13 protein-coding genes are annotated in these 13,114 nt (G+C 26.2%); 5 read left to right on the forward strand and 8 right to left on the reverse strand.

Annotation, left to right across the window (positions count from 1 at the left end; all coding sequences use genetic code 11):
- Nucleotides 1-18 precede the first annotated feature (18 nt).
- From SFBM_RS07555 to murI, 7 genes are all read right to left on the reverse strand, one after another.
- Nucleotides 19-942, reverse strand: a complete 924-nt coding sequence (locus SFBM_RS07555) for a transketolase family protein (RefSeq protein WP_007439791.1) — start codon at nt 940-942, stop codon at nt 19-21.
- A 14-nt stretch (nt 943-956) separates the two neighbouring features.
- A complete protein-coding gene (locus tag SFBM_RS07560; protein WP_014018075.1) occupies nt 957-1,775 on the reverse strand; it encodes a transketolase in 819 nt (272 codons plus the stop codon).
- 36 nt (nt 1,776-1,811) lie between these two features.
- Nucleotides 1,812-2,609: a MetQ/NlpA family ABC transporter substrate-binding protein gene (locus tag SFBM_RS07565; protein WP_005805058.1), complete on the reverse strand. Its 798-nt coding sequence runs from the start codon at nt 2,607-2,609 to the stop codon at nt 1,812-1,814.
- A 34-nt stretch (nt 2,610-2,643) separates the two neighbouring features.
- Nucleotides 2,644-3,141 carry a hypothetical protein gene (locus tag SFBM_RS07570; RefSeq protein ID WP_005805057.1) on the reverse strand — a complete coding sequence of 166 codons (498 nt, stop codon included), beginning with the start codon at nt 3,139-3,141 and terminating at the stop codon, nt 2,644-2,646.
- A gap of 136 nt (nt 3,142-3,277) precedes the next feature.
- Nucleotides 3,278-4,594, reverse strand: a complete 1,317-nt coding sequence (locus SFBM_RS07575) for a peptidoglycan-binding protein (RefSeq protein WP_005805056.1) — start codon at nt 4,592-4,594, stop codon at nt 3,278-3,280.
- A gap of 56 nt (nt 4,595-4,650) precedes the next feature.
- The gene (locus SFBM_RS07580; protein WP_005805055.1) at nt 4,651-5,025 is read right to left on the reverse strand and encodes a DUF3783 domain-containing protein; all 375 of its coding nucleotides are present in this window, start codon (nt 5,023-5,025) and stop codon (nt 4,651-4,653) included.
- Between the two features lies 1 nt (nt 5,026).
- Nucleotides 5,027-5,818 carry a glutamate racemase gene (gene murI, locus SFBM_RS07585; protein ID WP_005805054.1) on the reverse strand — a complete coding sequence of 264 codons (792 nt, stop codon included), beginning with the start codon at nt 5,816-5,818 and terminating at the stop codon, nt 5,027-5,029.
- A gap of 112 nt (nt 5,819-5,930) precedes the next feature.
- Between murI and SFBM_RS07590 the strand changes: the two genes are divergently transcribed.
- Nucleotides 5,931-7,784 carry a glutamine synthetase gene (locus tag SFBM_RS07590; protein WP_007439793.1) on the forward strand — a complete coding sequence of 618 codons (1,854 nt, stop codon included), beginning with the start codon at nt 5,931-5,933 and terminating at the stop codon, nt 7,782-7,784.
- 28 nt (nt 7,785-7,812) lie between these two features.
- On the opposite strand, the gene SFBM_RS07595 is transcribed toward SFBM_RS07590, so the two are convergent.
- A complete protein-coding gene (locus SFBM_RS07595; protein WP_005805053.1) occupies nt 7,813-8,877 on the reverse strand; it encodes a YkvI family membrane protein in 1,065 nt (354 codons plus the stop codon).
- A 92-nt stretch (nt 8,878-8,969) separates the two neighbouring features.
- Between SFBM_RS07595 and SFBM_RS07600 the strand changes: the two genes are divergently transcribed.
- From SFBM_RS07600 to SFBM_RS07615, 4 genes are all read left to right on the forward strand, one after another.
- Nucleotides 8,970-9,896, forward strand: coding sequence for a TIGR01212 family radical SAM protein (locus tag SFBM_RS07600; protein ID WP_005805052.1), 927 nt, complete (start codon nt 8,970-8,972; stop codon nt 9,894-9,896).
- An 80-nt stretch (nt 9,897-9,976) separates the two neighbouring features.
- Nucleotides 9,977-10,528, forward strand: a complete 552-nt coding sequence (locus tag SFBM_RS07605; RefSeq protein ID WP_007439797.1) for an ECF-type riboflavin transporter substrate-binding protein — start codon at nt 9,977-9,979, stop codon at nt 10,526-10,528.
- Between the two features lie 33 nt (nt 10,529-10,561).
- A complete protein-coding gene (locus SFBM_RS07610; RefSeq protein ID WP_005805050.1) occupies nt 10,562-12,292 on the forward strand; it encodes an ABC transporter ATP-binding protein in 1,731 nt (576 codons plus the stop codon).
- Entirely contained in the window at nt 12,276-13,106 is an 831-nt protein-coding gene (locus SFBM_RS07615; protein ID WP_014018076.1) for an energy-coupling factor transporter transmembrane component T family protein, read from the forward strand. The genes SFBM_RS07610 and SFBM_RS07615 overlap by 17 nt, the downstream gene beginning before the upstream one ends.
- The last annotated feature ends 8 nt before the right edge of the window (nt 13,107-13,114 follow it).

The raw sequence follows: 13,114 nt of genomic DNA on the forward strand, positions 1-13,114 counted from the left end.
GTAGGAAATACATCCCACTTAATAATCTAATAAATTCTTGCATTCATTAATTATTTGTTCACTTGTCATACCATATTTATTAAGCAAGAAACCTATAGATCCCACTTCTCCAAAATGATCTTTTATTCCAATATTTCTTATTAATGATGGTGCATATCTACATGAAACTTCACAAATAGCACTATAAAGCCCTCCTATAACATTATGATTTTCAGCAGTAACAGCTTTTTTAGTTTTAAGTAAAGAATTTTTAACTGTCTCTACATCAATCGGTTTTATAACTGGTATTGATATAAGTTCTATGCTCACACCTTCCCTTTCTAAAATATCACTAGCCTTAATTGCCTCATCTACCATAATACCAGTAGCAAATATTGTGATATCATCTCCGTGTTTTAAAATATCTGCTTTATTAATATCAAATTTATAATTATTATCATACACCTTAGGAACCTGTTTTCTCGCTAATCTTATATATATAACTCCTTTTTTATCTACTGTATCTAAAAGTACTTCTTTCAATTGAATTTCATCAATAACATCTATTATAGTTATACCTGGTATACTTCTTAAAACTCCTATATCTTCAAAACTCATATGAGTTCCTCCATTTAATTCGGCACAAACCCCTGAATCTGTTGCTATAATTTTAACATTTTGCTTTGCATAACACATAGAAATAGCTATTTGATCACATATCCTTCTTGACGCAAACGGTGTAAATGTACATATATATGGATTCATACCATAGGCACTCATACCAGCTGCCATACTAGCCATATTAGCTTCACTTATACCAACATCAAATGCTCTATCCTTATAAATCTTCCTAAGCTCCATAGTTCCATTAGCCTCAGCTAAATCTGCATCCATAAATATAACATTATTATTCTTATCCATAATTTCTTTCATTGTGCTAAATAATACCTGTCTCATTTCCATAATTAAACCCCCCCTTATAATAATTCTACAATTGATTTTTTAAAATCATCATCTGTTAATCCCATACTGTGATTTTTATAACCTGCATTTTCTATTATAGAAACACCCTTGCCCTTTACAGTGTTAAGAACTATAGCTATAGGCTTATACTGCTTCTTACCATTACAAATAGCATTATGCATTTCTTCAAAATTATGTCCATCTACACTCTCAACATAAAATCCAAATGATTCCCATTTTTTATGCATATCACCCATATCCAATATATCAATTAATTTACCATCTAACTGCATTTTATTATAATCAATAAATACTATAAGATTATTTAAACCAGATGAAGATGCAGCCATAGCAGCCTCCCAAACCTGCCCCTCATTACATTCTCCATCACCAACTATACAGTATATATAACAATTATCATTTTTTATTTTGGATGCTTTAGCCATACCAACTGCACAACTTATACCTTGACCTAAAGATCCCGTAGTCATATCAACGCCAGTTGTTTTATTCATATCACAATGACTTGGAAGACATGTATTTTCCTTGTTAAGGGTATTTAAATCTTCTTTACTTATGTATCCTTTATCTGCAAGAACCGCATATAAAGCCGGCCCCGCATGACCTTTGGACAATACAAGCCTATCTCTATTTTCCATTCCTGGATTAGTAACATCTATATTCATTTCAACATTATACAAAAGTACTAGTATATCTACTATAGACAAACTTCCTCCATAATGTCCCTTCCCTAAATTATGAATCTCCTCTATCAACATTTTTCTTATTTCTCTAGATTTACTATTCAATTTTTCTAAATCTCCAAAACTCATATGTTAAAATACCTCCAATTTTAAAATTTACTTTAATTAAAACACCGGTTTTACAAAACCACTATATCTTTCATTTATAAATTTAAAATTTTCATAACTATTTAAATAATTAGCAATTTCTTTTAATTTTATTGATGTCTTCATATCCTCTCTAGTTACAAAAATACTAAATTTCATACCATCATTAAATGAATCTTCATAAAAAATACCCACCTCCCTAGGATCTATATTATTTTCCATAGCCACATTAGTATTTAGAACAATTAAATCTGATATATTAAAAAAATCTGGAATATCATTAATATCGACCTGATTTATAACTAAATTTTTAGGATTACTTATAACAATATAAGACCCATCTAATTCTTCTACAAGCGTGATCAACCCAGCATCTTCTAAAAGCTTTAAAGATCTATTCCTATTTATAAAATCATTTGGTATATACACAATATCTCCATTCTCCACCTTATCAATCGATCTATATTTACTACTATAGATAATCAAAGGTTCAATGTGCACAGATGTAATTTCTATAAGTTTACTTTCGCTACTCAAGTTAAATCTATTTAAATAATCTCTTGTCTGAAAAAAATTAGCATCTAAATTACCATTAACTAGATCTCGATTCAATGTATCATAATCAATATAATTTACTATTTCAAAGTCTTCCTTAAATACATTCTTTATATTCTGCAAAATTTCTCCATAAGGAACAGTCGTAACTCCTATTTTTAATTTTCTATCAGTTGTATTAATCACTCCTATATCAGATATGCATGACATAAAAATATAAACAAAAATAAACATCAAGAATATTCTTAAATATTTATTCATAATGTCCTCCTAATCAATATATACACTACAAGAGCTAAATTCCAGTTAAACCAAAATTAAATTTAAGTAAATTATATTTATTAACTACAAATCTACATTTATCTATTATGCTCATTGTATTTTTTATAAAAAAATCATTTGTTGAATAAAAAATACTGCTCTTCAAGAATTCATTATCAATTATAGTCAATAAATCATTAAGTAAATTAACTAAATATCTTTTATTTAGATCACAATAATATAAATTTCTATTTATATTATTAATAATTGATATTATTGTGAATTTAATATCTGTATATCCATCACGAATTTCTTTTACAAAATATTTACTTACTACATTAGTTTCCATATACTTATTATTTTCTTCAATAAACATATTTTCTAAACCATTCAAATCATTAAATATTTTTTCAATGTCATGTATATATATATTCTCTATATTTCTACTATCTATATGAATAAAACTTAAAATTCCTAAAAATATACTAAATATAATTAAAATTAAAAAACATCCGTTAACTTTTATATTCATAATTCCCCCAAATAAATCATATATATCCCCATTTAAATTATATCATTTATATTTAAAATAATAAATCAAAACAACTAAATATTACTTAAAAAATAAAAAATAACTACTGATTAAAATCAATAGTTATTCAATAAAATTAATACCTAATTGGAGACACCTTATCGATAGGAGAATATGGAATAAAATTTCTTAATACCTTTGTATCATATCTGAGTTCAGCCATTTCAGTTACTGCAACATAGACATTAGAAATCGCATACCAGGTATCATACTCAACAACACCTGATACATTAACATTAAATATCTCTTGAAATTTTTTAACAGCATCCCTAGTAGCATTTCCATATATACCATCTTCAGAAACTTTAGGTATAGCTGGGTAATTTTTCGAAATTGTATTCAAATATTTTTGTATATTCCTCACATCAGAACCTCTGCTCCCAACTTTTAGTGCAATACCTGGATAAGATATTGGTATGCCTTTAACTTCTTTTGCTGTTACTAAATCTAAATTTGTTCCATAAAAATTAGTCAATATCTCATAAGGAGTATATCCTTCATCTGCCAGATATTTGCTCCCCCATTGAGTCATCCACCCAGGACACTTTACTTTTTTACCATCACAATATTGTGACAATAAAGGCTGTTTAGATCCTGGTCTCTTCATATATGTTGAAAAAATTTCATCGACAATATTTGATATATTTTTAAATATATTTCTTCCATAATTAAATGCATGATCATACGCTGTAGAATTTGTTATTGTAAAATCCTTTCCCTTGCCTCTGTACCATTCCGTATATACTCTATTTAATGTGAATGATATTATTGCATATATATTAGCTCTTATAGCATTTGATGGCCATGTTGAATATATTTCACAGGAGGCAACATTTTTGATATATTCAGAATATCTCACCGTATAATCATTTCCATTAGAATTCGGAGAGCCTATATGAACTGTAATAAATTCAGGTACTACAACCTCTGATAATACAACTTGACCTGTTGATTGCATCATAGTTTTTTCTTCGGCTTCAGGTATCTTAGGTGGATAATTGCCATAAAGAGTATTTGCCTCTATATTAATTTCCTCTATCTGACTATACAATGATTTATTCCTATTAACTAAATTTAAATTAATGGGCTGAATCGATTCCTCGTCTCCAAATAATTGACATCCTTTTACAAATGTTTCAATAAATCCATCTTTGGAAACTGCTACATCACATAATCCATATGGTCTCTCAGTCTCATATTCATTTAAAGATAATTCTATAGGTGGTGTAACTATTCCATCTAAAATAGCTATACCAGAATCATTTGTTTTTAAATCAACAACCTCTCTAACTATATTGTTCTGATCATATAAAGTAACTTTAATATTTGCATTACTTACCGGTTCAGGATTATTACCCATATAAGTTTGAATTTTTAAAGACCCTGTGGACATAAAAACTCCTAAAAAAATATTATATACTTAAAACTATTCTTAAAAATTAATAAAGTTTACTTGTTTTTCCTATTTCCCCTAAAATAATCCCTTTCTTGTTTAAATTCATCAAATAAATGTGATATTTCCATATTTATAGATGTATCCGTAACCGTTGCAAATATTATATTTTTACCTAAATTCTTTCTAAGTAATTTAAAATATATATCTACTTCTTTAGATACAATATTCTGAAATATAACTACTTTTTCTCCACAACTATACTCACCATTAGTATTAAATTTTTTGTCTTTTATTACATCCCCTAAAGTTCTATTGAAATCACTATCATCGAATGTTAAATATTGTATATTACTACTAATAAATTTTACCGTCTTTTGAATTCTTAATATTTCATCTTCTGAAAATCCATATAATATAAATTTCTTCATCCTATATTACCCCACTTAATATTTTATGACAACGTAGTACTTTTTCATTATCCAAAGAATTATATATTTGAACCCTAGTATTTAAATTATCTATAGTTTTATTAATTAAATTATTTTCTATAAGTCTACGTCTAAGTTCCATCGCTGTACCTAATGATCCATCAAATATTCTTACTCCTTCACCAAAAATATCTTTAATTATATTTTTCACAAAATAATAATGAGTACACCCTAATACAATACAGCTAACATTATTTATATATTTATGTAATCTTTCATAAAGGTAGTCATAAATACTTTGTTCACTTTCATTATGTTCGATCATATAAGCTAAATAATCAAGAGCAAAACACTCTATTGTATTCTTACTATATTTATTAATTAAACATCTTAACTTATCCCCATTTACTGTAAACGGTGTAGCCAATAATAATATATATCCTTTTTTGTTATTTGAATTAACAAACTCTACTGCTGGTTTTATTGCTGGTTCCACTCCTATTATTGGTATTTTAGGCTCATACCTTTCTCTTAAAAACCTTATTGCCGCACTACTAGCAGTATTGCAAGCAACAACAATTGCCTTACAATTATTTTCAAAAATCAGAAAATTACATATATTAATAGATAAATTGATTAATTCACTCTCAGATTTACTTCCATAAGGAGAATTTCTAGAATCACCAAAATAAATAAACACTTCATTTTCTAAAAGTTTCATTGTTTTTCCTAAAATAGAAATACCTCCAATTCCAGAATCAAAAAAACCAATACTACCATTTTTAAAATCCATAATAAAACCCTTTCGAATTTGACAATAAGTAGAATTAATTATATCATAAAATTCAAAATATCATCAAAAATAAAAGGAGGAAATCAAATAATTTATTTGATTTTAAAGATTTATGGTTGAAAATTTAATTTATATAATTAGAAAAGAAAATATATCAAAAAGTTCTATTATAAATTTACTAGTTAATCATCCTGAAATAAAATTCATATCACTCATGGCTATAGATTTAAATGCTAATGATACTGATGAAAAAATACCTACAGAAATCTTTATTAATGATATTGATTTATTCTTTGATGGATGTGCTATTCAAACAGATGGATCTTCAGTAGTATTAACTGGAATAGCAACACTAAATGATGCAAAAGTAGACATGATCATAGATAAACATTCAAACTGGTTTGTTGATTATAATTTTGATAACGTAGATCAACTAACAAACAAACCTGTAGGAACACTTAGAATACCTAGTTTTTTAACACACAATAAAAAATATATCGACTCTAGATCTATCTTAAAAAGATCAATTAATTTCATGAAATGTACCCTTATAGACCTATTTAAAAAAAATCCTAACTACCTTAAATCAATTAATTTTGATGATATAGATGATATAATAATAAATACTGCAACTGAACTTGAATTTTGGGTTAAAACTCCTGAAGAATATATTAACATAGAAGATTTAACAACTTCTCAGGGTTTACATGAACAATACTGGAATATGACAAAAGGAATTGTTAGAACTGCTTTAGAAGATTCATTAATAATGATGGAAAACTATGACTTGCACCCAGAAATGGGACATAAAGAAGTTGGCGGTGTTAAATCAAAGATAGACTCTAATGGAAATTATCACATTTTAGAACAGTTAGAAATTGACTGGAAATATTCAACTGCAATGCAAACATGCGATAATCTTTTAATTGTGAAAAGTATAATAAAAGAAACATTCAAACGCCATAAGTTAGATGTTACATTTTTAGCTAAACCTATCGAAAAAGTAGCTGGGAATGGTGCTCATTTACATTTTAGTATTTTTTTAAAACTTAAAAATGGTAATCTAATAAATATATTTTCAGATAATGATAGTGAATTTATGAGTCCTATAGGATATGGTGCGATTATGGGAATCTTAAAAAACTACGACATAATAAATCCATTCATATCCAATACAATAGACTCATTAAAACGTCTCAAACCAGGATTCGAAGCTCCAATATGTACAGTTGCATCACTTGGTATATCTAAAGACATACCGTCTAGAAATAGGTCTATATTGATAGCTCTTATAAGAGATAGTGAAAATAATAAATCAACAAGATTTGAATTAAGATCACCAAATCCAAAAACAAATATGTATTTAACTATTTCAGCTATAAATATGTGTATTATAGATGGAATTAAATACTCTATAGATAAGAATGAAAAATATCTGTTAAAAGAACTATCAAAAAAATCTGGTGAATATTATGGGTATCTAGATGAATCTAGAATGTATCGAAGTGAAGAAAATATATTTGAAAAATACTCAGAGGATGATAGTAATAACATTTTTGGCAAAGCTCCTAAGACTGTTTATGAAAATTTATTAAATATTGAAAAAAATGATTGTAGTATATTAACACAAAATTCTGTATTTACTACTGATATAATAAACAGTTTTAAAACATCCTCATTAGACCAATATATGATGGAAATAGAGCATAGACTTTTACCGAAATATAAAAAAGAACTAAATAATTTAATTAAAAACATAGAAATAAATTCAAAATTAATATCTCTTAACTATTTGATATTAAACGAAATATACTTCAATTTATTCATTGATAGTCTCGACCACATAAGCTTATCATCTAAAATAAAAAACTATATCCAAAATCGCAACTACGAAATGATATCAACTCTCCATATAGAAATTGAAAACATAATAGATGATTTTATACATTTATACAATTTATGTTAGGTATCTATCAAATTGATAGATACCTTTTTTATTTTTTCTTATATTTATACTTAACTATATAGTATATAAAAACTAATCCTAACAGGCCAAAAAATGGATATATAATAGAAATTAAATTAGTAAACCCAAATATAGATACAGGCACAGAAACAAATAAGATCAATAAAATACTCTTAAATAACGAAAATCTATACTTGTTAGAAATACCTTGGGCAAGTGAATAAAGACTAGATATTTCTGTAGAAAGCATCTCAACCCATATTAAAACAAGTATAATCACCTGAAATGTTTTTCCAAATATCTTAGATACATAAAGAAGAGGTATATCATATTTGGCTATGTATGGCATATTGGATAAAATTAAATAATTTATAATCATACTTATTAAAATTAAAAACAATGACCCCATAAATATGCCTTTTTTAAAATTACTGCTCTTATGACGAATAGAAAGCGGAGCCAAAATACCTGTGGAACTCAAAATATTAAATCCACCGTATAAAAGACAAGATAAGATTATATTATTATCTAACTTTATATCTTTATTCTTAAATATAAATAATGCTCCTGTTTCAAGGTTTATTGGATCCGAAAATAATTCAAATAATATAAATATTAGAAATATTATACAAATCATTATTGGTACACTTAATGAATTAACCCAAACGAGTCCCTTCATACTAAATTTTAAAATCACAACTGAAACTATTATCATTAATATCGTCCCAAAAATACTTGGTATAGAAAAAAATTGACTTATTATAGATCCACTTGCTGCAAATATAATTGAAGAGGAAAACAAATAGTATAAACTCACGAAACTATTTAAAATTTTTGCTGAAGTTCGAGGACATATTTCATTTATCAAAAGATTATAAGAAGATAAGTTTTTTTTATTACATATATCACACAATATATTTCCAATAAATACATACATTAAAAAACATACTATAAATCCAAAAAAACTATCTAAACCATATATGGAAAAAAATTGATATATTTCCTTCCCTGATGCAAGTCCGGCTCCAACAACTGTACCAATAAAGATACATGATACCTTAAACATACTCATTAAATTATTTAAATTTGTCAAAATCAACTACCTTCCTTTTTTTATATCGTATTTAATTTTTATTTTCTTATATGTTAAAATATGAATCTATTATTTTTGAAAGGAAATAAACTATGATTTTTGATAATAAACCTTATTATTCTTTAAATTTATTCCTTAGAAATAAATTTAAAGAAAAAATAATAAAAATAACATTAGATGGGGGATTTACATGTCCAAATAGAGATGGAAAAATATCTTTTGGTGGGTGTACATTCTGTAGTACTATGGGCTCTGGTGAATTTTCAGGAAATAGATCTAAATCAATATCAGAACAATTTATTGAACAAAAAAAAATTATGAAAAGGAAATGGAACTCAAATAAATACATAGCATATTTTCAAGCTTATACAAACACATACGCTTCCATAGATTATTTAAAGAAAATATATGATGAAGCAATAAGTCAAGAAGGAGTTATTGGATTATCAATAGGAACTAGACCTGATTGTCTATCCAACGAAATATTAGACTTACTATCTCATTATAATGAAAAAATATTCCTAATGGTTGAACTTGGACTACAAACATCAAAAGATTCAACTGCTATATTAATAAATCGAGGTCATGATACAGAATGTTTTAAAGAAGCAGTAATAAAATTACGTAAGAAGAACATAAACGTAGTCACTCACATTATTTTTGGACTACCATATGAATCATATGATGATATGATAGAAACAGTAAAATTTATAAATACACTAGATATACAAGGTATAAAATACCATCTCCTCTATATAATTAAAAACACACAACTTGCAAAAGAGTATTTAAAAAATCCATCTATATATACTCTAACAAGAAATAGTTATATAAAAATAATAGGAGATGCTATATCACTTACAAATCCAAATATAGTAATACATAGAATAACTGGGGATGCTAAAAGAGAAGACATAATAGAACCTAAATGGAGCATAAAAAAATGGGAATTATTAAACTCAATACATGACTATTTAAAAGAAAATAACATATATCAAGGTAAACATTTTAATAAATAGTTAATATTGATTTTAAAGATAGTATTGTGTATACTTTTTGTGTGAAAATAAAATATATTCTTAATCAAGGAGGATTCAGCATGAAAAACTCTTCCATATCTATTAAAAATATTGTAGCAATAGGTATTGGTTCTGCTGTTTTTTTAATTTTAGGGCGTTTCGCATCTATACCATCAGGAATTCCAAACACAAATTTTGAATTATCTTATGCTTTCTTAGCATTAATGGCTGTAATTTATGGTCCATTGTCTGGTTTGCTAATTGGTTTTATAGGACATGCATTAAAAGATATGTTGTTCTACGGTACACCTTGGTTTAGCTGGGTTTTAGCCTCTACAATTATAGGTTTTATAATTGGTCTATGCTCTAAATCTATTAATCTAAAAGTATTTAATAAATACTCAATAATAAAATTTAATATTGCACAAATTATATCTAATCTTATCGCTTGGCTTATAGTTGCACCAATTTTAGATGTGCTAATATATTCTGAACCCATAAAAAAGGTATTCATCCAAGGAGGAATGGCATCAATTACAAATATATTAACTGTAGGTATAATCGGAACAAGCTTATTATCATTATATTCTAAATCTATTGTAAAAAAAGGAAGTCTATCCAAAGAATCCTAAAATAAAATTTCCAAATTTGAGGTAAACATCCAAATGAAAAAAAAATTAATTGAATTTACAAATTTCAGTTTTAAATACAATTCACAACAATTTCCCACATTGAAAGACATAAATCTAACCATCTACAAAAATGAAAAAATACTCATACTTGGAGAATCAGGATGCGGTAAAAGTACTCTATTTAACTCCATAAATGGTCTTGTTCCTTTTTTTTATCCTGGAGAAATTTCTGGTAATTTAAAAATTAATGACAAAGATACCAGAAATATGTCTATTTTTGAAATATCAAAAAATGTAGCTACAATCCTTCAAGATACTGATAATCAATTTATAGCATTAACATCTGCAGAAGATATAGCATTCAAGTTAGAAAATTTATGTGTAAATTCAGAATTAATGCATAAAAAAGTCAATAATATATCTAATCTTATTGGTTCCAATGATTTTTTAAATTCAAGTCCTCATAATCTATCTGGTGGACAAAAACAAAGAGTAACTCTAGGCGGTGCACTTGTAGACAATAGTGAAATATTAATTTTTGATGAACCTTTAGCAAATTTAGATCCAAAAACAGCAGAGGAAACCATTAATTTAATTAATACAATCACAGATAAAAATCCGAAAACTATAATAATAATAGAACATAGACTTGAAGAAGTATTGAAACTTAATTTTGATAGAGTATTACTTATGCATGATGGTAAGATAGTTTTTGATGGTGAAATAAATAAATTATTATCAACCTCATTATTAAAACAATGTGGTATAAGGGAACCTTTATATTTAACAGCTTTAAAATATGCAGGATGCGATATAAATGAAAATCCAAACCTTAATAACATAGAAAATTTAAATATTTCATCTTTTAAAGATAATATTAAAAGATTTTATAAATCATTAAAATACACTAATTTTCATGCTAATATATGCTCTGCCCATCCTCTTTTAAAATGCGAAAATATAAACTTTGGCTACAAGAATGATAAACTTGTTTTAAATAATTTATCATTTGATGTTTACAATAATGAATTACTATGTATTGTCGGTAAAAACGGTGCTGGAAAGTCCACAATTTCAAAAATTATATGTGGGTTTTTAAAACCGTCTTCAGGTAAAGTATTTTTAAATAATAAAGATATAACATACGATACAATATTTCAAAGATCTTCTTCAATTGGATATGTAATGCAAAATCCAAATCAAATGATAAGTAATACTTTATTGTTTGATGAAGTAGCATTTACTCTTAAAAATATGAATTTACATAAAATTGAAATTGAAAATCGTGTATATGATATATTAAAAATATGTGGCTTATATGAGCTTAGGAATTGGCCTATATCTGCGCTGAGTTATGGACAAAAAAGACGTGTGACAATAGCATCTATCTTAGTAAGCAACCCAAAAATACTTATTTTAGATGAACCAACAGCTGGTCAAGATTTTAAACACTATAATCAAATAATGGAATTTATACAAAGATTAAAAAAATATAACATAACTTCAATTATAATAACTCATGATATGAACTTACTGATGGAATATGCAGATAGATGTATTGTTCTATCTGATGGTAAAAAAATAGGTGACGATATACCATCTAAAATTTTATCAAACGAATATATAATAGATAACGCTAACCTAAGGAAAACATCATTACATAATATTTCTAAAAAATTATCATTAGATGACACTGATATATTTATAAACAAATTTATAACTTATGACAGGAGCACAAGGTATAAAAATGAAGTTGATTCTTGAATATATTGATAAGAATTCGTTTATTCACAATTTAACAGGTGCAACTAAATTAATATGTTTTATTCTTTGGTGTGTTGTAACAATAATAACATATGATACAAGATTATTAATATTCTTAATTGTATTAAGTGTATTTTTATTTAAATTATCAAAGATAAAATTTAGGGATATTTCCTTTGTAATAACATTCATACTAATATTCCTATTATTGAATAACATACTCATATATGCTTTTGGTCCAAATACAGGACCAGAAATATATGGAACTAAAACTATACTATTAAATTTTAATAATGCATATTCAATTACTGCTGAACAGCTTTTCTATCAACTTAATATTACATTAAAGTATTTTAGCGTAATTCCTATTTCTCTACTGTTTATACTAACAACAAATCCGAGTGAGTTCGCGGCATCATTAAATAAAATAGGTATAAACTATAAAATTTCTTATGCTATATCTTTAGCACTTAGATATATACCTGACATAATAGAGGATTACAAAAATATATCATTATCCAAACAAGCACGCGGAATCGATATGTCCAAAAATGAAAAACTATCTATAAGAATAAAAAATATGTTCTTTATAATAATTCCTATAATTTTTTCAAGCATTAATCGTATAGATAAAATTTCATGTGCAATGGAACTTAGAGGGTTTGGTTATAAGAAAAAACGTACATGGTATACACAAAGAAAATTTAAAATAAATGATATAGTATCAATATTATTTTTCATTATATTAGACTTAATAGCTATCTGGTTGTTTTATATGAATAATGGTAGATTCTTTAATCCGTTTATTAAATAAAGGGGAGG

The organism is Candidatus Arthromitus sp. SFB-mouse-Japan (genome assembly GCF_000270205.1).
Lineage (GTDB): Bacteria > Bacillota > Clostridia > Clostridiales > Clostridiaceae > Dwaynesavagella.

What these genes read in the sequence shown, in the direction of transcription:
- SFBM_RS07555 (WP_007439791.1), bottom strand. Translation starts at nt 942, where the DNA reads ATGGAAATGAGACAGGTATTATTTAGCACAATGAAAGAAATTATGGAT.
- SFBM_RS07560 (WP_014018075.1), bottom strand. Translation starts at nt 1,775, where the DNA reads ATGAGTTTTGGAGATTTAGAAAAATTGAATAGTAAATCTAGAGAAATA.
- SFBM_RS07565 (WP_005805058.1), bottom strand. Translation starts at nt 2,609, where the DNA reads ATGAATAAATATTTAAGAATATTCTTGATGTTTATTTTTGTTTATATT.
- SFBM_RS07570 (WP_005805057.1), bottom strand. Translation starts at nt 3,141, where the DNA reads ATGAATATAAAAGTTAACGGATGTTTTTTAATTTTAATTATATTTAGT.
- SFBM_RS07575 (WP_005805056.1), bottom strand. Translation starts at nt 4,594, where the DNA reads ATGTCCACAGGGTCTTTAAAAATTCAAACTTATATGGGTAATAATCCT.
- SFBM_RS07580 (WP_005805055.1), bottom strand. Translation starts at nt 5,025, where the DNA reads ATGAAGAAATTTATATTATATGGATTTTCAGAAGATGAAATATTAAGA.
- murI (WP_005805054.1), bottom strand. Translation starts at nt 5,818, where the DNA reads ATGGATTTTAAAAATGGTAGTATTGGTTTTTTTGATTCTGGAATTGGA.
- SFBM_RS07590 (WP_007439793.1), top strand. Translation starts at nt 5,931, where the DNA reads ATGGTTGAAAATTTAATTTATATAATTAGAAAAGAAAATATATCAAAA.
- SFBM_RS07600 (WP_005805052.1), top strand. Translation starts at nt 8,970, where the DNA reads ATGATTTTTGATAATAAACCTTATTATTCTTTAAATTTATTCCTTAGA.
- SFBM_RS07605 (WP_007439797.1), top strand. Translation starts at nt 9,977, where the DNA reads ATGAAAAACTCTTCCATATCTATTAAAAATATTGTAGCAATAGGTATT.
- SFBM_RS07610 (WP_005805050.1), top strand. Translation starts at nt 10,562, where the DNA reads ATGAAAAAAAAATTAATTGAATTTACAAATTTCAGTTTTAAATACAAT.
- SFBM_RS07615 (WP_014018076.1), top strand. Translation starts at nt 12,276, where the DNA reads ATGAAGTTGATTCTTGAATATATTGATAAGAATTCGTTTATTCACAAT.